A 20,548-nucleotide genomic window follows, 5' to 3' on the forward strand; every position below is an offset into this window, starting at 1 on the left:
ATCGAAGCCGGAGCGTGCCAACACGCCACCTCAACCCCGAGCCGTGAGCTTTTCGCTGACGCAGCTTGTCTGCGTCAGCGAATCCCTGACGCTGGTCCGGCACACGTGCGCCTACGCGCTCAGCCTGAGGATTTCCACCATCATCGCGACCGCGCGTTCCATGTCCTCCACGTGGATGTGCTCGTCCGTGGAGTGCTCCTGCCGCGCCCCGATGCCCACTACGGCCATTTCGATGGCGTGGTTGTTGTAGATGGAGGCGTCGGTGAAGCCGCACATGAGGGCGGGCCTGGCTTCGATGTCCAGGCGGGCCAGGGCCTTGCGGGCCACGTCCACGGTCCAGGCGGTGGCGGGGTCGATGTGGGAGGCCCGGCAGAGGTTGTTCACGGCGATTTCGGCGGAGGCGCCGAAGGCTTCAACTTCCCGGCGGATGGTGGCCACCAGCTCGTCGGCGAGGGCCTGGCCCTTGGCGTGGTCCAGGCTGCGGCATTCGGCCAGGAAGGTGCAGAGGTCGGGCACGCCGTTGCGGATGAGGCCGCCCTGGATGACGCCCACGTTGGAGGTGGTCTCCGCGTCCAGGCGTCCCAGGCGCAGGGCGGCGATGGCGCGGGAGGCGGCCGCGATGGCGTTGACGCCCTTCTCGGGTTCCATGCCCGCGTGGGCGGACTTTCCGATGACCTTCACGTCGATGGCGAAGTAGGAGGGGCCGCCGGTGATGATGGTGTCCAGGGTGTCGTTGTCCAGGAGGAAGCCCCGGGTGGCCGTGAGGCGGCCGTAGTCCAGGTTCTTCACGCCCAGCAGGCCCACCTCCTCCTGGCGGCTGATGGCGATCTCCAGGGGCGGGTGCACCGGGGCCACCCGCAGGGTCTCCAGCAGTTCGGCGATGCCGGCCTTGTCGTCGGCGCCCAGGATGGTGTCCCCCGACGACCGGATCACGCCGTCGCGCAGCACGGGGCGGATGCCCTTGCCGGGCTTGACCGTGTCGCCGTGGCAGGAGAGGAGGATGGGCTCGGCGGCGCTGCCCTTGGCGGGGACCTTGGCGATGAGGTTGCCGTAGGCGTCCAGGTCCGCGGTGGCGCCCAGGCCCCGCAGGACGGGCAGGAGCCAGGCCATGAACGCGGCCTCCTCGCCGGACTCGCTGTCGATCCGCACCATCTCCATGAACTGGGTGATCATGCGATCGGTGTCCATCGCTGTGCCGAAGCGGGTCGTGAGGGCCATGGGCCACCTCCAAGTGTCGGGTATGAAGGAAAGGGTACTCGGGAACCGGGTGCCTTTGGGGCGGCGATGGGCTAGATTGTTGGAATCGTCAAGGAGATGCCCATGCTTCCCTCCCTTCTGGCCGCCAGCATCTACATCGCCATGCCCGCCCAGCACCCCCCCGCGGCGGAGACCCTGACCCCGGAGGCCGTCCTGGCCGAGCTGAAGGCCGGGAACCTCCGCTTCGTGGAAGGCCGGCGGACCCGGAGCCTGCGCAGCGCCGAGGATCCGCGGGTGCGCGAACTCCTGGCCGGGGGCCAGCATCCCCTCGCCGTGGTCGTCACCTGCTCCGACAGCCGCCTCGCGGACAATCTGATCTTCGACCAGGAACTGGGCCGGCTCTTCACCATCCGGGAGGCCGGCAACAGCCCCGACACCCAGGGCATCGCCTCCGCGGAATACGCCGTGGAGCACCTGGGCTGCCCCCTGGTGGTGGTCATGGGCCACACCAGCTGCGGCGCCATCAAGGCCGTGGCCGAGGCCAACGGGGTTCCGCTCCCCGGCAACCTCTGGACCTTCCAGGCCTCCATGGCCGGGCTCCTGGAATCCACCCCCCGGGGTTCGGAGGACGTGAAGACCCACCAGAAGCGCCTCGCGGCCGTGAACGCCCAGCGCCAGGCCAGGGCCATGGTGGCCAGGAGCGAGATCCTCCGGGAGAAGGTGGCCGAGGGGGGCGTGAAGGTGGTGGCGGCGATGTACGACCTGGCCTCGGGGACCGTGACGTGGCTACCCGATGCGCCGGAAGCCAAGGCCGCCAAGGGGCACAAATCCCATTAGGGATGGGTCTGTTCGGAATCCAGGGCCTAGTTCTGCGGCGGCGCCAGCTGCCGGGTCTGGGCGAGTTCGATGAGTTCCTTTATCCGCAGGGCGTCCTTCTTCCGGTGGCCGGCGCTGGTGAGGGGATCGGTGCCGCCCGTGGATTCGATGAGGATCTCCGACCAGAAGATACCCGTGTTGATGCGCACGCTGGCCACCCGCAGGAGGTGGATGGTCATTTCGTTGCGGGTGAACCACGAGCGCTTCCACCGGGTCACGGCGGTGTCCGTGATCTCGATGCAGGTGGGGAAGAGCCGGTTTCCCCGGGTCCAGCGGCTGGCCTTGAAGGTTTCGGTGCTCATGGGGCCATTATACGCCGCCAGCAGGTGTCCACGTGGTCGTCCACCATGCCCACGGCCTGCATGAAGGCGTAGATGATGGTCGGGCCCACGAACTTGAAGCCGCGGCGCAGGAGATCCCGGGAGAGGGCCTGGGCCTCGGGGCTCACGGAAGGCACGTCGGCGAGGGTGCGGCGGCGCTCCACCCGGGGCCGGTCCCCCACGAAGGCCCAGAGGTAGGTGGCGAAGGAGCCGAATTCCCGCTGGACCTCCAGGAAGGCCCGGGCATTGGCCACGGCCGCGGCCACCTTCAGGCGGTTTCGCACGATGCCGGGGTCTTGCATCTGGGCCTCCAGGCGTTCCGGGCCGTACGCCGCCACCGCCCGGGGATCGAAGCCGTCGTAGGCGAGGCGGTAGGCCTCGCGCTTGCGCAGGATCGTGGACCAGCTGAGGCCGGCCTGGGCCCCTTCGAGGATGAGCATCTCGAAGAGGTGCCGGTCGTCCCGGGAGGGCACGCCCCACTCCTCGTCGTGGTAGGCCGTGTAGGCCGGGTCGGCGCCGCACCAGCCGCAACGGGGGAGGGGGTCGGGCATCTGCTGCTGGGTCATTGATATCCTCAATGATTTATCGGGTTGAATTGGGTGGTGCAACTTCTGGCTGGGCGGGGGCCAGCTTGGAATATACAATGGTTTCCACGCCGGGCTTCTCGGCCATTTCCAGGAGACGATACCTTGAAAATTTCCGGTCTATTCTGTGCAACGGCTCTCACCTTGGCCTGCGGTTCCTGGGCCTCCGCGGCGGAACCGGTCTTCGGGGTGCAGGGCGCCCTGGCCTTCCCGGTGAACGACCTCACCGACGCCGCCAACCTGGGACTCCAGGTGGGCGGCCACGGCCGGTGGGACTTCGGGGGCGGCCACGGCCTCATGGGCCGCGCGGACATCACCATCTTCGGCTCCAAGGACGGGGTCAACACCACGAGCTACGGCCTGGGCGCCGACTACACCTGGCACCCCGACCGGAACCGCCGGGGCGTCTACCTCCTGGGCGGCGTCTCCCTGGTGAGCTACAGCCTCTCCGGCCACGGCCATTCCGATTCCAAGACCGCCCTCGGCCTGGACCTGGGCGTGGGCTACGACCTGGACCGCCACGTGGGCCTCCAGGCCCGGTACACCACCCACAACGTCGACAGCGTCACGCTCGCGGCCCTCAACCTCGGGGTGACTTACAGCTTCTAGCCCCCTTATACGTTCGCCCCCGTTCGTTGCTGCGTGCTCCGCACGCAGCAACGGCAAGCTCACGCCTCGTTCCTGGGGCTGTGTTGTCACCCATTGGCCCCGACCCACCGGGGGGACTCGCTTCGCGTCGTTCGGGGAGAACGGTGAATCGCGCCGAAGATGATCTTGTTAGGCTGCGCTCGCTTGTTCCCGCGTTGCGAACCGATCGGGGCGAAGGTCCGGGACACGCACGATCCCGCAGCCCGGCCCCCAGGGGTGTCGGCAAACCCCTGGTGCCTTGAAACCGTGATGAAGGGGCTGTTGCAGGTTGAGGGGATCCCCGTTCATCCCATCCATCGGCGTTCATCCCTGTTTCCGCAGGGCTGACGCAGAGGTGGGTCGGAGCGAAAGTAACTCGATGTCCTTGACCCAAGGGTGGCGACAACTCCCGGCGACGTTCAAACGGGGATAAACAGGATCCAGGGGAAAAGGCAGGATAAAGAACGTCAGGTCAAAGCTGGGGGCAGATGACCGAGTACAACATAACGATTCATGACCTTGGCTTTGCAGTCACACCCTAATCCACCCGGAAGCCGATGCGGAGTTCCTGGGGGTGGGCGGCGTGGATGAGGGGGGCCTGGTCGTTCACGTCGTCGTAGGGGAAGGCGTAGGCCTTTCCGCCCAGGCTGCGGAGGTGCCAAAAGCGGGCGTAGGCGTTGGCGGGTTCCGCGGCGTAATAGCGTGACGGGTCGCGCCACGCGGAAGGGGTCTCCAGGATGTGGCGGTTGAGCATGGCGGCGATCTGGGCCCCCAGGACCCGCTCCAGGGTGCAGCCCTGGGCCAGGGGGCCGTCGCAGCGGAAGGCTTCGGGGGTGGTGGGCATGGCGCGGATCAGGTAGCGCTCCGGATCGCCGGGGCGGGTGAAGACGAAGAGGCCCCCGGGTTCCACGCGGCCCGTGAAGGTGCCCTCGTCGGGGGTGAGGACGAGGGGTTCGCGGCGGTAGCGTTCCCACATCGCCCGGATGTAGGCGTCCAGGTGCCGCCGCAGCGGGCCCTCCGGGGCGTGGCCGGGGGCGGTGATGCGCAGATCGCCCACGAGGGCCCGGAAGGGCCCGGGGACGGCGGCGGCGAAGTCCCGCACCAGGTCCGAGCGGCGGGCCTCGAGGCCCACGGGCCCGGCGGAGGTGCCGTCCCGGTCCCGCGCCTCCAGGGTGATGGGCAGGCCGAACTGGTCCACGCAGGTTGTGTTGGCATAGAGCCCGGTGCGGTCCAGGGCGAATTCCACCCAGTCGAAGAGGGTGCGGCCGTTGGGATCCTCCCCGTTGGCCGGATCCGGCTGCACGAGGCCGCCGGTGGCGGGGTCCACCCGCAGGCGCAGGGGCGCGCCGACGCTCAGGTAGATCCGCCCCCCGCGCAGATCGCGGGCCGTGTCCAGGTCCACGGCCGCCGGGAGGGGAAAGGAATAGGCGCACCAGAGCCTGCCGGCCGCGGGGACCCGGTTGTCGGCGGGAAGGCAGGGATGGAAGGCGCCCCCGGCGTCCATGCGCAGGAAGGTCCCCGCGTCGTCCTGGGCCGTGACGGTGAGGTAGACGGGCTGCGCCGCGAGGGCGCCCCGGGTGCGGTTGGCGAAGGCGAGGCGCAGGGGCGCCTGGCCGAAGGCGGGCCAAAGGCCGAGAAGGACCGCAAGGAGGGTCCAGGGGGCGATGTGCATGGGAACTCTCTAAAGGGGCTTGAAAAGGTGGGGTGCTTGACCCACCAAGAATGAGCCCCGGGGGGACCCCGCGCAAGCCGGGAAATCTACGCCGGCTGGGCGGGTTCGTCCCGGCGGCCGTGCAGCATTTCCACCACGGCCTCGTTCAGTTCCTTGCGCAGGGTGTTGCGTTCGTTGGCCCGGGTGATGTAGCGCACGCGGACCTCCACGCCGCTGCCCGCGGGCACGACGCTGATGCTGGGCTCGGCCTTGAGGCCCTGGATGCGGTACCCGCGGTCGGCGCGCTCCCATTCCTTGAAGGCCTGGGCCGCGTTCTCGCCGGTGCGGGCCTCCACCAGGGCGCGCACGCCGTCCACCAGGGGGTAGGGGTCCTTGCCCGCGGGCACGCTCACGTCCAGTTCGTCCCACATCCACTGGCCCGCGGAGGAGAAGTTGAAGTAGTGGCCTTCCATGGCGAAGCTGTTCACGAAGGACACGACGCGGCCCGTGGGGTGCCCGGCGTCGCTCCAGTTGCCGGTCTCCAGGATCAGGGTGCGCAGGAGGCCGATCTCGATGACCTCGCCGCTGACGCCCCGGATCTCCACCCAGTCGCCCACGTGGATGCCCTTGGGTCCCACCAGGATGAACCACCCGAAGAAGGAGATGATGAAGTCCTTCAGGGCCACCGTGAGGCCGGCGCCCGCGAGCCCGAAGAGGGTCGTGAGCTGGCTGGGGGTGCCCAGGACGACGAGGATGATGGCCAGGACGCCCAGGACCTGGGCGCAGAACTTCACCACCTTCAGGTTCCGGCTCACGCGCTTGCGCCCCGCGGTGATCCGGCCGAAGATCGCTTCGAAGATGCGCTCGGCGAACCAGATGAGGGCCAGGATCAGGACGATCCAGGCGCCGTGCTGCAGGACGGCGTGGAGGGCGGCGCGCTGGTCCAGGCGCACCAGGGCGCCCCAGTCCTGGTAAACGCGCGAGAGCTCCTTCTCGTCCTGGTAGCGCTTGCCCAGGTCCGCCAGGGTGCGCTGGTTCTCGGTGAAGTACTTCAGGGTGAGCAGCGTCGCCCGGGCCGTCTCCCGGGAGGTGCCGGCGGCCGTGGCCGCGCCCCGGTCGCCGTGGGCGAAGCCCTTGGCCTGCTCCCGGGCGGATTCGCGGTCCTCCTTCTCCTGGGCCACGTCCTTGGTGAGGGCCTGCTGCCGGGCGCTGAGCTCCTCGGCCTTGGCCTGCGCGCTGTCGCGGGCCTGGGCCAGGAGGGCCGCCTTGCGGCGCAGGCGGTTCCAGGTGTCCAGGCGCTGCAGGAGGCTGCCGGGCTGGAACCGCGTGACGGCGCTGGCGGCCTCGTCCTCGGCGGCCTCCTCCTTGGCGGTGAAGGCGGTCTTGAGGCGGCGGATGCGGGCCACGGGATCGGCGCCCAGCTTTTCCAGCATGGCGCCGGTGGCGTCCAGTTCATCCTTGTCCAGTTCCAGCTGGGCCTTGGCCACGTCCAGCTGGTCTTCCAGGTCGTCCTTGTCCTGCTCCCGGGCGGCGGCCACGGCCTTGGTGAGGCGGGCCACGGTCCGCTGGCCCTCGTCCACGGCCAGGAGCTGCTTGTCCTTGACCCCCTGCAGTTCCCGCACGGCGGGGGTGGGCGGGGGGGTGGCGTAGGCGGCCTGGCGCAGCGCGTCGTTGAAGGCCAGGTCCACCTCGTGGTCGGCGAGGCGCTCGGCGTCCCGGGCGAACTGCTTCTCCTCCTGGGTGTAGGCGAACGCGGCCAGGCGCCTGGCGGTGATGTTGGGCTCCTGGTCCACCTGGGTCTCGGCGGCCTTGGGCGAGGGCTTGGGGGCGGGGCGGGCTTCCGGGCCCCGGGTGAGGTAGAGGCCGGTGCCCACGGCTCCCGCAAGGATCAGGAAGGCGACGGCTGGGACGAATCTGCGCAGGTTCATGGGTGCCTTGGGGAGGATGGTTCCTCCATCTTAGTGCGGTCTACAGCGCCGATGCGAAGGAAGCCAGCTCCCCGGGGTCCGCCACGGCCAGGTCCCAGGCCTCGGCGCCGGGGGTGCCGAAGCCGTAGCGGCAGAGGCACCGTTTGAGGCCGGCCCGCCTTCCGGCCTCGAGATCCGTGTGGTGGTCCCCGGCGATCCAGGACCCCTCCGGGCCGCAGGCGCAGCGCTCCAGGGCCAGGAGGAGGGGCTCCGGGTCGGGCTTGAGGCTCGGGCAGTCCCCCCCCGCCACCACCGCGGTGAACAGGTCCAGGATGCCCAGGCCCTCCAGGATGGGAAGGGTGAACTCCCGGGGCTTGTTCGTGACCACGGCGAGGCGGAACCCCTTGGCGCGCACGGCTTCGAGGGCGGCCCCGGCCCCGGGGTAGAGGCGGGTGGCGTCCAGGAGGTGGCGGCCGTAGTGGCCCCGGTTCAGCTCCAGCGCCTCCTCCAGGCGCCCGGGGCACTCGGGGAGGGACCGGGTCAGCAGCTTGCGGACCCCGTCGCCCACGAAACCGGCCACCTGGGCCGGGTCCAGGGGCGGCAGCCCCAGGTCCACCCGGGTCAGGTTGACCCCCGTGGCCAGGTCGGCCCTGGAGTCCACCAGGGTCCCGTCGAGATCGAAAAGGAAGGCGCTGGGCATCCTTCACTCTACCCCTTGCCGGCCCAGCCCGGGAGGGCCATGGACAATCCCGGGACGTAGGTGATGAGGAGGAGGCCGATGCCCAGGATGAGCAGGAAGGGCAGCACGGTGCGGTAGAGCCGGGGCAGGGGCGTGCCGAAGCGGCTGGAGGCCAGGAACAGGTTGAGGCCCACCGGCGGCAGGAGGAACCCCACCTCCAGGTTGGCCAGGAAGATGATGCCCAGGTGCACCGGGTGGATGCCGTACAGGGCGCCCATGGGGGCGATGATGGGGGCCAGGACGATGATGGCCGAATAGATCTCCAGCACGCTCCCCAGGGCCAGGAGGAGGACGTTCAGGGCCAGCAGGAAGACGATCCTGGAATGGATGTGGACCCGGGTCCAGGCCAGGAGCGCGTCCGGGAGCTGGGCGTCCACCAGGTAGCTGGTGAGGCCCATGGCCACGCTCAGCAGTATCAGCACCGCGCCCATGAGGGCCGAGGCCCGGAGCAGCACCCGGGGCAGGTCCCGCACCGGATGCAGGTCCCGGGTGATGAAGCACTCCGCGAGGATGGCGTAGGCCAGGGCGCCGGCGGCGGTCTCCAGCATCGTGGCGCGGCCGCTGGCGAAGAGGCCAACGATCACCAGGGGCAGGAGCAGCTCCCACTTGGCCTTCCAGGTGGCCCCCAGGGCCTCGGCCCAGGTGAAGGGGGAGCGCGGGCCCTCCGCCCTGCGCCCCACGAGGATGCCGTAGGCGGCCGTGAGCCCGATGAGGAGCAGCCCGGGCAGGAGCCCCGCCAGGTAGAGCCGGTCCGCGGGCACCACCGCGTCCCGGCCGCTGGCGACGATGCTGTAGAGGATCACCGGCAGGCTCGGGGGCAGCAGCAGGCCCAGGGCGCCCGAGGCCGTCACCAGCCCCAGGGAGAAGCCTTCGGGGTAGCCGTCCTTGCGGAGCATCGGATACACCAGCCCCCCCAGCGCGATGATGGTCACGCCGGAGCCCCCGGTGAAGGTGGTGAAAAGGGCGCACACCATGGCCACCATCACCGCCAGGCCCCCCGGCATGAAGCCCAGCCACGCCCGGAAGAACCGCACCAGCCGGTCCGAGGCCCCGCTTTCGGCCAGCACGTAGCCGGCCCCGGCCAGGAGCGGGATGGCGGGAAGGGTGGGAGAGGCCACGAGGCGGTAGATCTCGGCCGACACCGCGGCCACGGGGGTCCCCTGGGCGAAGAAGAGGCAGATGGCCACCCCGCCCAGGGCCACGAAGACCGGCGTGCCCACCAGGAGGGAGGCGAGGATGCCCGCCGCGGCGATCCAGGCCTTGGAGGCCAGGGGCGGGGGCAGGAGCCCCGCGGCGAAGGCCGCAGGGATGGCCAGGAGGGCCGCGGCGCGCCCCCGCCAGGTGCCGTGGGCCCGGTGGGCGAAGGTGAGCGCCATGGCCGCCAGGGCCAGGGGCATGACCATCTCCGGCACCCATTCAGGAACGCCGATGGACAGCATGCGCGGGTCGAGCCGGTTGGCCCGCACCACCTGGACGCTGGCGTAGGCCAGCAGGGCGGCCACGGCCGCGGACACGGCGCCCGCCACCCAGCGGGCCGCCCGGCCCAGGCGGCCCTCCCCCAGCCACTGGGAGGTGGAGAGGGTGAGGTGGGCGCCCTGGCCCGTGGCGGCCAGGGCGCCCACGAACGTGAGCCACAGGGTCACGCTCTGCACCAGGTCCGCGGAGCCGGGCACGTGGAAGCCCCCCAGGCTCCGCCCCGCGGTGTCCACCAGGGGCAGGAGGCACAGCGCCAGGAAGCTGGCCACCAGGACGATGCCCTCCCCGGCCCGGAGCAGCTTCCTGAGCAGGTTCATTTCCCGCGCCGGCGGTAGGCGTCCCGGTCCTTCAGGGCCTCGTCGTAGGCCTGGGCCGGAACGAACTCGCCGCGGATCTTGCCGGCGGCCCCCGCCACCATCTGGTTCCACAACTGGCGGGCATGGGCGTCCACGGGCACGACCTTCACCCCGGCGCCGCGCAGGGCCTTGAGGTCCCGTTCCTCCGTGGCGCGCATGTCGGACCGCAGCCGGTTCCCGGCGTCCTGGGCGGCCTTGAGCAGGGCGGGCCTCACGTCCGCGGGAATGCGGTTCCAGGCGTCCCGGGTGACCACGGTGCCGGCCAGGATGATGCCCCACTTCAGGTCGGTCATGTGGGGGGCCTGTTCGTGGTACCGGGTGACCAGCACCACCTGGGGCGAGGTGAGGAAGGCGTCCAGGAGCCCCGTCTGCAGGCCCGTGGCCAGTTCCGTGGCCGGGGCGGGGATGGCGTTGAAGCCTCCGGCCTTCCAGATCTCCAGGGTCCTGGGATCGCCGGCCCACTGGAAGAGCTTCTGGCGGCGCAGGTCGTCGGGGGCCGCCACGGGCCTGCGGGAGAAGATGCGCACCCAGCCGCCGTCGGCCCAGTTGAGGGGGACGAAGCCCCGGGCCTGGATGGCGGCCTCCAGCCCGGGACGCATGGCCTCCAGGGTGGCGTAGACCTCGTCGGCGTTGTCGAAGGCCAGGGGGATGCTCAGGGCGTACACGCTCCGGTCGATCTCCGCCAGGCCCTGGGAGGTGAGCACCGCGCCCTGGAGCGAGCCCAGGCGCATCTTGCGCACCACGTCGGGTTCGTCGCCCTGGCGGCCCCCGGGGTAGAACACGACCTTGACCCGGCCCCCCGAGACCCGGGCCCAGGTGTCGCCCATGTCCTTGACGATGCGGAACCAGGAGGAATTCTCCGGGAGGAGGGTGGCCATCTTGAGGGTCACCTGGGCGCCCAGGGGCAGCAGGGACGCCAGCAGGAGGGCCGCGGCGCGGAAGGGTCTCATGGCTTGGTCTCCTCGGGTTCGTTGAAGAGTTCGCGGCTCCTGCCCAGCAGCCACCGGGCCCTGCGCTGGGCCACGAGGATGGCGGTGCGCCGCCCGGGATCCCGGTCGGGATCCACCCGCAGGGCGTCGTTCAGCAGGGCCTCGAAGCCCGCGCGATCCTGGGCCTCGAGGGCGACGGCCTCGGCGAAGGTGACGTACGCGGAGGCCCGCAGGCCCCCGGAAAGGCGCACCGCCTCCTGGAAGTGGGCCCGGGCCCGGGCCACGGAGCCCCCCGCCTGGGCGTGGCCGGCCTCCCACGCCGCGAGGAATTCGTGCGCGGCCCCGGCGTCCCAGGCCGGGTCCAGGGCCAGGGCGCGGCGGGCCAGCTTCTCCATGAGGGTCTGGTCCACCGCGAGGCTGGAATCGGACACGTCCAGGGCGAAGGCCGAAGCCCAGGCCGCGGCGGTGTAGTAGAGCAGGGGCACCTGCTCCCTGCCGGCCCGCGCCAGGGCGGCGTCCGGGGCCGCGCGCAGCTGGTCCCGGAACCCGGGCAGGGCGGCCTCCAGGCCCCGCAGGCCATAGTTCCGGGCCCGCAGGTAGAGCTTCCGGGCCCGGAGCCGCAGGGCGGCGGCCCGGGCCGGATCGCTCGCCTCGGCGTAGTCCGCCTCGTCCTGGAGGAAGGCGTGGGCGTACTGGGTGAATCCCGAGCAGGCCGACAGCAGAAGGCCCGGGTGGGCGGGGCTCTCCTGCAGGAGGCCCTCGATGGTCTTGAGGGCGAAGGGGCTGGCGTCCCGCACCAGGTCCGGGTCGTCGTCGGAGGCGTACACCCCCGCCGTCCCGGCCAGGGCGTTCCCGATGCGGTCCACGGCCATGCGCTTGATGGAACAGCCCGCGAGGAGGGCCAGGCAGAGGGGAAAAACCGCTTCAAGGAACCTCATGGGATCACCTGCCGGAAAGCATGACCGCACCGGGCGCCGGTGCCAAGCATGCCAAAAAACAGGGTTGACAGTTCCCCCAGGGGGATTACTGTATTACAACAGTAACACACCAAGGGAGCGAGGACGGCCATGAGAGGAATCCTGCAGGTGGACCCCGCCGGCGCGGTGCCCATCTGGAAGCAGATCGAGGAGGGGGTGCGCCGGCTCGTGGCCGCGGGCGCCCTGGCCCCGGGGTCGCCGGTGCCTTCGGTGCGGGAGTTGGCCCGGGACCTCCGGGTGAATCCCGCCACGGTGGCCAAGGCCTACCAGCGGCTGGTGGAGGCGGGCCTCCTGGCCATGCGCCGGGGCGAGGGCACCTTCGTCCACGGCGACCCCGCCTCCCCGGGCCAGGAGCGGCGCCTGCTGCTGGCGGAGGGGGCCCTGGAATTCGCCGGGTTGGCCCGGGGTCTGGGTGTGGGCCTGCCGGAGGCCAGGGCGGCCCTGGACCGCGCCTGGACGGAACTGGAACGCGAAGGGGAGGTCCGATGACCACGGTGGTGCGATGTGAAGCCCTGACCATGGCCTACGGGCGCCGCGAGGCGCTGTCGGGGCTGGACCTGGCGGTGGAGCCCGGGTCTGTGTACGCCCTCCTGGGCCGCAACGGCGCCGGGAAGTCCACGCTCGTGAAGGCCCTCCTGGGACTCCGCCGGCCCCGTTCCGGCCGGGCCGAGCTCTTCGGCGCCGACGCCTTCGGGGCCCGGGCCCGGGCCATGGAGCGCACCGGGGTGGTGCCCGAGACGCCCCAGGTGCCGCCCCGCATGACCTCGGCCCAGGCCGCGGCCTTCTGCGGGAGCCTGGCGCCCGCCTGGGACGCCGCGGGCGTCGCGGCCCGGCTGGAACGGTTCGGCGTCGATCCCCGCCAGCCCTTCGGGCGCCTGTCCCGGGGCCAGCAGACCCAGGTGGCCCTGGCGCTGGCCCTGGGCTCCCGGCCGGACCTCCTGGTGCTGGACGATCCGACCCTGGGCCTGGATGCCGTGGCCCGCCGGGATCTGTACCGGGAGATCCTGGAGGACCTCGGGGAACGGGGCGCCACGGTCCTGGTGGCCACCCACGACCTGGCGGGCATCGAGGGCATCGCCGACCGGGTCGGCATCCTCCACCAAGGGCGCCTGCTCCTGGACGAGCCCATGGAGGACCTCAAGGGCCGCCACCGGCGCATCCGGTGCGGGCCCCAGGCCTGCCCCGACCTGGGTCCCCTGGGTCCCGCCGCCCAGGCCCAGGGCCCCTTCGGCCTGGAGGCCACCGTCTCGCGGTTCAGCGAGGCCGCCCTGGCCGCCGCGGGCCTGCCCCCCGAAGCCGCGGTGGGGGCCTCCCTCGAAGACATCTTCCTCGCAACCGTCGCTGGAGAGGTGAACGCATGAAGGCGCTCGTCATCGCGAAAAGGGAAATGGCCGAGCAGAAGCTGGCGTGGGCCGCGGCCGGCTACGTGGCCCTCGCGGGGCTCGTGGTGCCGTGGATCCGGCCCATGGGCGATATCCGGGGCATCCTGGGCCCGGGGCTCGACCTGGGCTTCGGGGTGGCCCTGTCGGCGGTGCTGGGCGCCTCCATGGTGCCCGGGGACCTGCAGAGCGGGAGGATGGGGTTCTACTTCGCCCGGCCCGTGGCGGCGGGCACGGTCCTCCTGGGGCGTTTCCTGGGCGCGTGGCTCCTGGCGGTGGGCGGAGGCCTGGTGGCGGCGCTGCCCCAGGTCTTGCTGGCGCCCCGGAACACAGTGGCCCTTGCGGTCGTAACGGCGGTCTCCGCCGTGGTCTCCGTCTTCGTGCTGCTGGGAGCGCACGTGCTGGGCACGATGTTCAGGTCCAGGAGCGCCTGGATCCTGCTGGACCTGGCGGTGCTGGGGGCCTTCGGGGCGTCGATGCACCTGATGATCGGGCGCATCGCCGAAGGGGGCGCCTTCCTGGCGCTGCCGTGGTTCCTGGGCGGGGCGGGGCTGCTGGTCCTGGCGGTCCTGGGAGGGGCGGCGCACCTCCAGGTGACCCTGGGCGGCGCGGATCTGCGGGCCGGGCACCGGGTCCTTTCGCTTTGCATGGCGGCGGGGCTGGGGGCCACGGCCCTGGCCGGGGCGGGCTTCACGGCCTGGGTCCGGGGAGGCGGGCCCGCCAGCCTCTCGACGTTCCGGGTGGTGGACGCCGCCCCCAGCGGCGACTGGATCGCCCTCGTCGGCGAAGGGCGGTTCCACCGGCAGGCCTTCCTCCTGGACACCGCCACCGGCGCGGCCGTGGAGGCCGGAACCTGGGGCCGCTTCTCTCCCGACGGACGGCGCTACGTGGAATTCGACCTGGGCGCGTCCCGGGTGAGGTCCATCGACCTGGGCCAGGCCCCGGCCCGGGTCCTGCCGCCCTGGTCCATCGCCCTTCCGGGACGCAGGGGCGTGGGCGAGCTCCGCGCCTTGTCCCGGGACGGCCGGATCGCGGTCATCCTCTGCGGGGACTGCCTCACCGTGGCCGATGTGGAGGCCCGCAGGGTGCTCCACCAGTCCACCGGGAACAAGGACCTGTTCGCAATGCGGTTCGTGTTCCCGTCGGAGACCCTTCTCCGGGCCTACGGCGGGGACCGGGACGGTTCCGTGGCCATCCGGGAACTGGACCTGGCCACGGGCGCCTGGACGGAACCGGGGCGCATGCCCCCCGGGCCCCGGTTTCCGGACGCCTCGGGCCGGTGGGTCCTGGTGGGATCCCAGGGCAGGTACGAGGTCTGCGAAGGACGCACGGGGGAGATCCTCCGGCGGGTTCCGGGCGAACCCATGTCCCCGCCGCGCTTCCTGGAGGACGGAGGCCTCGCGTGGCTGGAGGAAGGGCCCGGGGGGCATCGGCTGCGCGTTCTGGACCCCTCGGGCGCCGAGGCCTGGTCCCGGACCCTGGAGGGGACGGCGGGGATGAACGCCTGGCTTCTGCCGGAACCCGGCTCGGGCCGGATCCTCGTGGGACTTCTGGAGGCCGAAGGGGCCCCGGGCGCGAACCGGGGCCGCCGGGGGCGGATCCTGGCCGCCGACCCGTCCCGGGGCACCGTGGAAACCGTATCCGCGGAGGCCACCCTCCCCCTGGGCTTCCGTTCCCGGATGCCCATGGGCGCGCTCGCCGCGCGGCTGCGCGTGGGCAACGGAGGAGGGCTGGCCGTGGCCGGGCCGGACGGATCCCTCCGGAAGGTGATCCCCGGGGCGCGGTGGGCTAGCGAATGATCTTGGCCTCCTCGATGATGACGGGATAGGTGTAGCCGGACCCGAAGTCCTTGCTCAGGCGCACCACGCCCTTGACGGTCACCACTTCGCCCACCCGGGAGGCGTCCTTGGTGGTCACGGTCACATCGTTGTCCTTGGAGGCGTCGGCGCCGCTGCCGTCCCGCAGGTGGAGCCAGTTGCGGCCCATGATGCCCTGGTTGAACTTCACGACCTTGCCCTGGACGGTGACGGTCTTCTCCTTGAGTTCGCCCTTGTGGGCCCAGATCTCGGCGATGGTGCGCGCGTCGGCGCCGGTGGCCTTGGCCACCTTCTCGTCGGGGCCGGCCGGGGCCGGGGCCGGGGCGGCATGGGGCGCCATGCCCATGGGGGCCGCGCCCTCGGCGCCGGCCAGGGTGCCCATGAAGATCCGCTCGAAGGTGCGGTGCAGGGAGGGGGACTCGAACTTGTCCATGGTGATGGAGACGTTCACGCCCACGGCGTCCCCCACCTTCACGGTGGCGGCCGGCACGGCGGCCCACACCTCGCCCTGGGCGGCCTTCATGCGGATGTAGGTGTAGGGCGGGGCGGGGATGGTCTCCAGCACGGTGCCCTGGAGGACGCCCTTGGCCGCCGGGGCGGAGGCCGTGGGGGCCTGCGGCTTGGATTTCGAGCAGCCCAGGCCGCAGAGGGCGACGGCGCCGGATGTGAGCAGGGCGGGAAGGATTCGCATTTTCGGGGCTCCTGGGGATATCGTTCGCTTTGCGAAGGGACCAGGATACCGCATGGCGCTCAAAGGCGCTTCAGGGGGCCGGGTTCCGGGGTATGCTGGGGGGCCATCCCAATGCCCGTTGCCTGAGGTGAAGCGTGAACATCCTTCTCGTGGACGACGATGACCTCATCCTTGCCTCCGTTCCCAGCCTCCTGAGCGTGCTGGGCCACCAGGTGGAGTCCGTGGACCGGGGCGCCAAAGCCCTGGCGCTGCTGGAAGCCTCCCCCGAACCGGATCTGGTGATCCTGGACGTGACCATGCCCGACATGGGCGGGGTGGAGACGCTGAAGCGCCTGCGGGTGTTCAAGCCCCGGCTGCCGGTGCTGCTGGCCACGGGCAACGTGGACGCCGCCGTGGAGGAGGCCCTGCAGGGCGATCCCCACACCCGGGTCATCCCCAAGCCGTTCACCCTCGGGCAGATCAGGACCGTGCTGGCGGAAACCTAAGGTGTGCCGGCAAACGCTGGCTGCCTTGAAACCGTGATGACGCGGCTGTTGCAGGTTGAGGGGATCCCCGTTCATCCCATCCATCGGCGTTCATCCGTGCGCCACGAAAGGCGCTTCATCTCCCAGGAGGTCCAAATAAAACAACCTGAGAGATAGCAGCTGTGCTGCATGAGAGATGGGGGTAGGCCCCCCGGGGTCGGGCTGCAGGGCCAGATCCCAAACCACCGGGCGCTGCGTGGGGGTGACACCCCAGGTGGTGAGCGGACCCGGAAAAGGCGGGGGAACCCCCGTCAGGTAGGGACAGGGAAGGCGAACAAAAGTGAACCGCTGATGAGGCGTCGAAAGAGATCAAAAGCCATCGAAACCAGGCTCCGGATGAAGTCCTGGGACCAAGCCCGGAAGGGACCTGCTTACGGTCCGGGCGGTGGCCGGCGTAGAAGCGGCGCGAGCCCTGTCCAGGCTCTTGTGTGGAACGTGGGAACCGAGCGTCCCGATGCCAAGGGAGAAGTCCGAGGGGTAGTCCCCCGTAGGGCGAGAGTACCGAAGCGGGGCGCCGGGGCGGACCGGTCCGTAGTAGCGACGATGCCCGGTAATGCGGGTGGAGCCAAGGGACCGGCCTGTCCGGCTTCAAATGCGGGTCAACCCTCCGGGGGAAGAGCACGTGTCTGAAGCGAAGCCTTACAGCATTTCCAGGGAACAGGTCGCCGAGGCATGGCGTCTGGTCCGGGCCAACCGGGGAGCAGGGGGCGTGGATGGAGAAACCCTGTCGATGTTTGACAAGGATCTGGAGGGCAACCTCTACAAGATCTGGAATCGGATGTCGTCGGGCAGCTACTTCCCGCCGCCGGTGAAGCGGGTGGAGATTCCCAAAAAGGACGGCCGGACGAGACCCTTGGGCATTCCGACCGTGGCGGACCGAGTGGCCCAGATGGTAGCCAAGCAGGTATTGGAGCCTTTGGTGGAACCCATGTTCCACGAGGACTCCTACGGCTATCGGCCGGGTCGTTCGGCACTGGATGCCGTAGCAAAGGCAAGGGAGCGCTGCTGGCGCCTGGACTGGGTCATCGATCTGGATATCAAAGGATTCTTTGATAACCTGCCGCATGACCTGATCCTCAAGGCGGTTCGGCACCATACCGAGTCGGATTCGGCCCTGAAGTGGATCCCCCTGTACGTGGAACGGTGGCTCAAGGCCCCGGCCCAACGGGAGGACGGAACCCTGCAGGAACGGACGGCGGGAACGCCGCAGGGCGGGGTGATCAGCCCATTGCTGGCCAACCTGTTCATGCACTATGCGTTCGATGCCTGGATGGGGCGGGTCTTTCCGAACGTCCCGTTCGAGCGGTATGCCGACGATGCGGTGATCCATTGCGTGAGCCTGGCCCAGGCCAAATACGTCCTGGAAGGGGTGCGCAGGCGATTGAAGGACAAGGGGCTGGAACTCCACCCGGAGAAAACGAAGATCGTCTACTGTAAGGACGATTCGCGCCCGGGGGACCATGACCACACGGCCTTCGACTTCCTGAGCTACACCTTTCGGGGGCGGTCGGTGAAGACCCGGGACGGAAAGCTCTTTGTGGGCTTCAATCCGGCCATGAGCGACAAGGCGAAGAAGGCCGCTCGGGAAGCCATCCGGGAGTGGAAACTGACGACGAAGATGAACACCAAGACCCTGAGCGAGCTTGCCTCGTTCATCAATCCCATCGTCAGGGGATGGGTCAACTACTATGGGCGGTTCCACCGCTCGGAGTGCCTGGAACTTCTCGACTACCTGAATCTGGTCCTGGCCCGCTGGGCCAAACGGAAATACAAGCGGTTCCACCGGGACTGGACGGCAGCCTTTCGTTGGTTGGGCGACATTGCCCACCAGCGGCAAGAAGGGCTGTTCTACCACTGGACCCTGGGAATACGACCTGGAGGCTGGGCAGGACGAGCCGGATGAGGTGAGAGTCTCACGTCCGGATCCGTGAGGGCGCGGGGGGGCAGTTCCCCCGCGCTACTCGACCTGTTTCCGCAGGGCTGACGCAGAGGTGGGTCGGAGCGCATGTCACTCGACGTCCCCGACCCAAAGGTGGCGCCAAATCCCAGCGAAGTTCAAAAGGGGATGAACCGGATCCAGGGGAAAGAGCAGGATAAAGAACGTCAGGTCAAAGCTTGAGCCAGATCCTAGGGATCGCCGACACGCTCTGGTCAGTGCCCGCAGCCGCAGCCCTCGTCGCCGCCGCAGCAGGAGCCCGCGGCCTCCTCCCCGGCGCAGTCGCATTCGCCCCCGCAGCAGCCGCCCTCGGGCTCGGCGCCGCCGGTGAGGTAGGCCTCGGCCATCTCCACCAGATTGCGGTGGGGGGCCATCTTCACCTGGAGGGCGATATTGACGGCCTGGATGCGGTCCTCCCGGGGGATGCCCAGCTTGTGGAGGCGGAAATTGTGGCGCTGGAAGGCCTCTTCATTGTTGGCGGCCATGGCGGCGCCCAGGGCGATGAGCTCGGCGACGGATTCGGTGACGAGGGAGGCTTCGGATTCGGGTCTCACGGGGGCTCCTGGCGGGTCGGCCGTGGGGCGGCCTTTCCCTGATCTTGAGGGAAGAGGGGGCCGCTGGCTACCTCCCGGCGGGAAAATGCGCAGGCGGTCACACCCGGCTAGAATCGGGGCATGGCCAACGCCCCGGCACCCCCGGATCTGCTGTTCTATGACGGGCGCTGCGGGTTGTGCCACGGCCTGGTCCGCTTCCTGGCCCTGCGCGAGGGGACCTGCCGCTTCGCGCCGCTGGGGGGAGCGGCCTTCCGGGAGGCCTTTCCGGGGGCCCGGGCGCCCGAAACCCTGGTGGTCCTCCACGGGGAGCGGATCCTGGTGCGGTCCGAAGCGGTGCTCCACCTGCTGCGCGGGCTGGGGGGAGGCTGGGCCTGCCTGGCGTTCCTGGCCCGCGGGGTGCCCCGGCGGTTCAGGGATGGGGCCTATGACCTGGTTGCCCGCCTGCGGATTCGTCTTTTCGGGCGGCCCGGTTCCCCCTGCCCCCGGGTACCGCCCTCCGCCCGGGCGCGATTCCTCCCCTGAAGGGGCGGCCCGGCGGCTTTTCTGGCACTATGGAAGGCGATACGGGTTTCCATGCTTTTCCCCATGCTCCTTGCCATGCTCCTCAGCGGGTCGCCCCAGGCGGCGGATGGCCCGTCCCTGGACACGGCGGCCGTGCTCCAGCAGTTCCCCCTCCATAAGGGAGCCTACTGGACCTACGTGGGCGAGGCGGAATGGACGACCCCGGTCACCCAGAAGGTGCGGGGGGGGCGGGTCCGCAACGTGATGGAAGTGCTGCAGTTCATTCCGGGAGAAGGGGGCTTCGCGGCGGTGGTGCGGGGGTTTCCCATGGATCTGGCCTGGTACGAACCGGGCAAGGGCAACTCCTTCTCGGTGATCATCTGCAAGAAGGGCCGGCTCTTCCAGGAATCCAGCCGCAGCCTGAAAGGGGCCACGGCCAAGGCCCACCAGCTCCTCGCCGACCGGGCCTACCCCCCTCCCGGGGAGGAACCCTTCCTGGACCTGCCCCTGAGGGCCGGAAAGACCTGGGCGAGGACCACCGACCGGGACGACGGCATGTACTGCTGGGTGGTGGAAGGCAGCGAGCCGCGGCCGTTCTCGGCGCCGGGGGTGGCCCGGGGGGCCGCCTTCCCCGCCTTCACGGCCCACTTCCGCACCAATCCGGACCAGCAGACGGTGGAGTTCGCGCCGGGAATCGGCATCACGGGCTTCACCTACGAGCACCACGGGGCGGTGGCCCGTACGCGTGTTCGCTTGATTGCCCACCGGCCCTGAACCAGGAGCCCGGCTACGTAATCGCACGTGTCCCGGACGTTCGCCCCGGTTCGTTGCTGCGGGCCAAGCCCGCAGCAACGGAGTGCTCTCATCCCATGGTTGGGCCTGTGTTTTCACCTATTAGCCCCGACCCACCTCAGGGCCTCTCTTCGAGTGCTGCGAGGAGGGCATTCAGCGTCGGCGCGCACCGGCACCGAGCGGGCCATCGCGAAGCAAACCCACAAACTCATGGGAGCCGCTCACCTGGCCTGGGCCTTCCAGGAGAGCCATTTCCTTCCGCATTCCCTTCTGCTCAACGAAGTGAGTTGGGCGTAGCACAGCCCCAACGTCTCTTCCGCATCCCCCGTCATCGCCGGCTAGGCCGGCGATGACGAAACAGGGCGAAAGCCCGGGACACGTACGATTGCGTAGCCAGGCTCCTAGTCGCCGGTCTCCCGGAAGCGCTCCATGGCTTCCATCATGCGGGGGAACCCGGCGGTGGGGGCGATGAGGAGGATGGCGTGCTCGATCTCCTCCCCCGTGCAGCCCGCGGCCCGGGCCTTGGCCATGTGGGTGATCTGGGCCTTGGCGAGGCCCTGGGAGGCGGAGACGGCGAGCTTGATGAGCCAGCGGGTGCGCTCGTCCAGGGGGCCCCCCTGCTCGTGGACGGCCCTGCCGTAGCGTTCGTAGGCCTCGTAGATCTCCGGGTGTTTGGCGATCATGGCGTCCAGGTTCTCGCGGATCTTCATGGCGA

21 protein-coding genes are annotated in these 20,548 nt (G+C 70.2%); 9 read left to right on the plus strand and 12 right to left on the minus strand.

Features of this window, described 5'->3' with window-relative positions; genetic code table 11:
• Positions 1–111 precede the first annotated feature (111 nt).
• On the minus strand, positions 112–1,218 hold the full coding sequence (locus tag R2J76_RS09720) for a M20/M25/M40 family metallo-hydrolase (protein WP_316415650.1): 1,107 nt from the start codon (positions 1,216–1,218) through the stop codon (positions 112–114).
• 102 nt (positions 1,219–1,320) lie between these two features.
• On the opposite strand from R2J76_RS09720, the gene R2J76_RS09725 reads away from it, so the two are divergent.
• Positions 1,321–2,034 carry a carbonic anhydrase gene (locus R2J76_RS09725; RefSeq protein ID WP_316415651.1) on the plus strand — a complete coding sequence of 238 codons (714 nt, stop codon included), beginning with the start codon at positions 1,321–1,323 and terminating at the stop codon, positions 2,032–2,034.
• Between the two features lie 26 nt (positions 2,035–2,060).
• Here R2J76_RS09725 and R2J76_RS09730 read toward each other — a convergent pair whose 3' ends face one another.
• Both R2J76_RS09730 and R2J76_RS09735 read right to left on the minus strand, forming a co-directional pair.
• A complete protein-coding gene (locus R2J76_RS09730) occupies positions 2,061–2,375 on the minus strand; it encodes a hypothetical protein (RefSeq protein WP_316415652.1) in 315 nt (104 codons plus the stop codon).
• A complete protein-coding gene (locus R2J76_RS09735; protein WP_316415653.1) occupies positions 2,372–2,959 on the minus strand; it encodes a DNA-3-methyladenine glycosylase I in 588 nt (195 codons plus the stop codon). The genes R2J76_RS09730 and R2J76_RS09735 overlap by 4 nt, the downstream gene beginning before the upstream one ends.
• 123 nt (positions 2,960–3,082) lie before the next feature.
• On the opposite strand from R2J76_RS09735, the gene R2J76_RS09740 reads away from it, so the two are divergent.
• Complete coding sequence (locus R2J76_RS09740) at positions 3,083–3,586, plus strand: outer membrane beta-barrel protein (protein ID WP_316415654.1); 504 nt, start codon at positions 3,083–3,085, stop codon at positions 3,584–3,586.
• A gap of 556 nt (positions 3,587–4,142) precedes the next feature.
• Here R2J76_RS09740 and R2J76_RS09745 read toward each other — a convergent pair.
• The 6 genes from R2J76_RS09745 to R2J76_RS09770 all read right to left on the minus strand — a co-directional run bounded on the left by R2J76_RS09745 (position 4,143) and on the right by R2J76_RS09770 (position 11,600).
• Positions 4,143–5,276: a glycoside hydrolase family 64 protein gene (locus R2J76_RS09745; protein WP_316415655.1), complete on the minus strand. Its 1,134-nt coding sequence runs from the start codon at positions 5,274–5,276 to the stop codon at positions 4,143–4,145.
• Positions 5,277–5,362: 86 nt separating this feature from the next.
• Positions 5,363–7,183, minus strand: a complete 1,821-nt coding sequence (locus tag R2J76_RS09750; protein WP_316415656.1) for a mechanosensitive ion channel domain-containing protein — start codon at positions 7,181–7,183, stop codon at positions 5,363–5,365.
• 40 nt (positions 7,184–7,223) lie between these two features.
• On the minus strand, positions 7,224–7,862 hold the full coding sequence (locus R2J76_RS09755; RefSeq protein ID WP_316415657.1) for an HAD family hydrolase: 639 nt from the start codon (positions 7,860–7,862) through the stop codon (positions 7,224–7,226).
• Positions 7,863–7,870: 8 nt separating this feature from the next.
• The gene (locus R2J76_RS09760; RefSeq protein WP_316415658.1) at positions 7,871–9,694 is read right to left on the minus strand and encodes a TRAP transporter large permease; all 1,824 of its coding nucleotides are present in this window, start codon (positions 9,692–9,694) and stop codon (positions 7,871–7,873) included.
• On the minus strand, positions 9,691–10,683 hold the full coding sequence (locus R2J76_RS09765) for a TRAP transporter substrate-binding protein (RefSeq protein ID WP_316415659.1): 993 nt from the start codon (positions 10,681–10,683) through the stop codon (positions 9,691–9,693). The genes R2J76_RS09760 and R2J76_RS09765 overlap by 4 nt, the downstream gene beginning before the upstream one ends.
• On the minus strand, positions 10,680–11,600 hold the full coding sequence (locus R2J76_RS09770) for a TRAP transporter TatT component family protein (protein ID WP_316415660.1): 921 nt from the start codon (positions 11,598–11,600) through the stop codon (positions 10,680–10,682). The genes R2J76_RS09765 and R2J76_RS09770 overlap by 4 nt, the downstream gene beginning before the upstream one ends.
• Positions 11,601–11,729: 129 nt before the next feature.
• Here R2J76_RS09770 and R2J76_RS09775 point away from each other — a divergent pair, with 129 nt between their 5' ends.
• The 3 genes from R2J76_RS09775 to R2J76_RS09785 are packed head-to-tail and all read left to right on the plus strand — an operon-like array spanning position 11,730 to position 14,817.
• Positions 11,730–12,128, plus strand: a complete 399-nt coding sequence (locus R2J76_RS09775; protein ID WP_316415661.1) for a GntR family transcriptional regulator — start codon at positions 11,730–11,732, stop codon at positions 12,126–12,128.
• Entirely contained in the window at positions 12,125–13,000 is an 876-nt protein-coding gene (locus R2J76_RS09780; RefSeq protein WP_316415662.1) for an ABC transporter ATP-binding protein, read from the plus strand. The genes R2J76_RS09775 and R2J76_RS09780 overlap by 4 nt, the downstream gene beginning before the upstream one ends.
• Positions 12,997–14,817, plus strand: coding sequence for a TolB-like translocation protein (locus R2J76_RS09785; protein ID WP_316415663.1), 1,821 nt, complete (start codon positions 12,997–12,999; stop codon positions 14,815–14,817). The genes R2J76_RS09780 and R2J76_RS09785 overlap by 4 nt, the downstream gene beginning before the upstream one ends.
• Here the strand turns inward: R2J76_RS09785 and R2J76_RS09790 are convergent.
• Complete coding sequence (locus R2J76_RS09790) at positions 14,807–15,526, minus strand: OB-fold nucleic acid binding domain-containing protein (protein ID WP_316415664.1); 720 nt, start codon at positions 15,524–15,526, stop codon at positions 14,807–14,809. The two genes, R2J76_RS09785 and R2J76_RS09790, sit on opposite strands and share 11 nt — an antisense overlap.
• A 134-nt stretch (positions 15,527–15,660) precedes the next feature.
• Between R2J76_RS09790 and R2J76_RS09795 the strand changes: the two genes are divergently transcribed.
• Both R2J76_RS09795 and ltrA read left to right on the plus strand, forming a co-directional pair.
• Positions 15,661–16,011: a response regulator gene (locus R2J76_RS09795; RefSeq protein ID WP_316415665.1), complete on the plus strand. Its 351-nt coding sequence runs from the start codon at positions 15,661–15,663 to the stop codon at positions 16,009–16,011.
• Between the two features lie 661 nt (positions 16,012–16,672).
• The gene (gene ltrA / locus R2J76_RS09800) at positions 16,673–17,953 is read left to right on the plus strand and encodes a group II intron reverse transcriptase/maturase (RefSeq protein WP_316411877.1); all 1,281 of its coding nucleotides are present in this window, start codon (positions 16,673–16,675) and stop codon (positions 17,951–17,953) included.
• 248 nt (positions 17,954–18,201) lie between these two features.
• On the opposite strand, the gene R2J76_RS09805 is transcribed toward ltrA, so the two are convergent.
• Positions 18,202–18,540: a hypothetical protein gene (locus tag R2J76_RS09805; protein ID WP_316415666.1), complete on the minus strand. Its 339-nt coding sequence runs from the start codon at positions 18,538–18,540 to the stop codon at positions 18,202–18,204.
• Between the two features lie 120 nt (positions 18,541–18,660).
• On the opposite strand from R2J76_RS09805, the gene R2J76_RS09810 reads away from it, so the two are divergent.
• The gene (locus tag R2J76_RS09810; RefSeq protein ID WP_316415667.1) at positions 18,661–19,062 is read left to right on the plus strand and encodes a thiol-disulfide oxidoreductase DCC family protein; all 402 of its coding nucleotides are present in this window, start codon (positions 18,661–18,663) and stop codon (positions 19,060–19,062) included.
• 51 nt (positions 19,063–19,113) lie between these two features.
• Positions 19,114–19,815 carry a hypothetical protein gene (locus R2J76_RS09815; RefSeq protein WP_316415668.1) on the plus strand — a complete coding sequence of 234 codons (702 nt, stop codon included), beginning with the start codon at positions 19,114–19,116 and terminating at the stop codon, positions 19,813–19,815.
• Positions 19,816–20,234: 419 nt separating this feature from the next.
• On the opposite strand, the gene R2J76_RS09820 is transcribed toward R2J76_RS09815, so the two are convergent.
• Entirely contained in the window at positions 20,235–20,543 is a 309-nt protein-coding gene (locus R2J76_RS09820; RefSeq protein ID WP_316415669.1) for a carboxymuconolactone decarboxylase family protein, read from the minus strand.
• Positions 20,544–20,548: the final 5 nt, after the last annotated feature.

This window comes from Mesoterricola silvestris (assembly GCF_030295405.1).
Taxonomy (GTDB): domain Bacteria; phylum Acidobacteriota; class Holophagae; order Holophagales; family Holophagaceae; genus Mesoterricola; species Mesoterricola silvestris.

What these genes read in the sequence shown, in the direction of transcription:
- R2J76_RS09725 (WP_316415651.1), top strand. Translation starts at nt 1,321, where the DNA reads ATGCTTCCCTCCCTTCTGGCCGCCAGCATCTACATCGCCATGCCCGCC.
- R2J76_RS09760 (WP_316415658.1), bottom strand. Translation starts at nt 9,694, where the DNA reads ATGAACCTGCTCAGGAAGCTGCTCCGGGCCGGGGAGGGCATCGTCCTG.
- R2J76_RS09790 (WP_316415664.1), bottom strand. Translation starts at nt 15,526, where the DNA reads ATGCGAATCCTTCCCGCCCTGCTCACATCCGGCGCCGTCGCCCTCTGC.
- R2J76_RS09745 (WP_316415655.1), bottom strand. Translation starts at nt 5,276, where the DNA reads ATGCACATCGCCCCCTGGACCCTCCTTGCGGTCCTTCTCGGCCTTTGG.
- R2J76_RS09810 (WP_316415667.1), top strand. Translation starts at nt 18,661, where the DNA reads ATGGCCAACGCCCCGGCACCCCCGGATCTGCTGTTCTATGACGGGCGC.
- R2J76_RS09720 (WP_316415650.1), bottom strand. Translation starts at nt 1,218, where the DNA reads ATGGCCCTCACGACCCGCTTCGGCACAGCGATGGACACCGATCGCATG.
- R2J76_RS09730 (WP_316415652.1), bottom strand. Translation starts at nt 2,375, where the DNA reads ATGAGCACCGAAACCTTCAAGGCCAGCCGCTGGACCCGGGGAAACCGG.
- R2J76_RS09775 (WP_316415661.1), top strand. Translation starts at nt 11,730, where the DNA reads ATGAGAGGAATCCTGCAGGTGGACCCCGCCGGCGCGGTGCCCATCTGG.
- R2J76_RS09735 (WP_316415653.1), bottom strand. Translation starts at nt 2,959, where the DNA reads ATGACCCAGCAGCAGATGCCCGACCCCCTCCCCCGTTGCGGCTGGTGC.
- R2J76_RS09755 (WP_316415657.1), bottom strand. Translation starts at nt 7,862, where the DNA reads ATGCCCAGCGCCTTCCTTTTCGATCTCGACGGGACCCTGGTGGACTCC.
- R2J76_RS09765 (WP_316415659.1), bottom strand. Translation starts at nt 10,683, where the DNA reads ATGAGACCCTTCCGCGCCGCGGCCCTCCTGCTGGCGTCCCTGCTGCCC.
- R2J76_RS09815 (WP_316415668.1), top strand. Translation starts at nt 19,114, where the DNA reads ATGCTTTTCCCCATGCTCCTTGCCATGCTCCTCAGCGGGTCGCCCCAG.
- R2J76_RS09770 (WP_316415660.1), bottom strand. Translation starts at nt 11,600, where the DNA reads ATGAGGTTCCTTGAAGCGGTTTTTCCCCTCTGCCTGGCCCTCCTCGCG.
- R2J76_RS09820 (WP_316415669.1), bottom strand. Translation starts at nt 20,543, where the DNA reads ATGAAGATCCGCGAGAACCTGGACGCCATGATCGCCAAACACCCGGAG.
- R2J76_RS09750 (WP_316415656.1), bottom strand. Translation starts at nt 7,183, where the DNA reads ATGAACCTGCGCAGATTCGTCCCAGCCGTCGCCTTCCTGATCCTTGCG.
- R2J76_RS09785 (WP_316415663.1), top strand. Translation starts at nt 12,997, where the DNA reads ATGAAGGCGCTCGTCATCGCGAAAAGGGAAATGGCCGAGCAGAAGCTG.
- R2J76_RS09780 (WP_316415662.1), top strand. Translation starts at nt 12,125, where the DNA reads ATGACCACGGTGGTGCGATGTGAAGCCCTGACCATGGCCTACGGGCGC.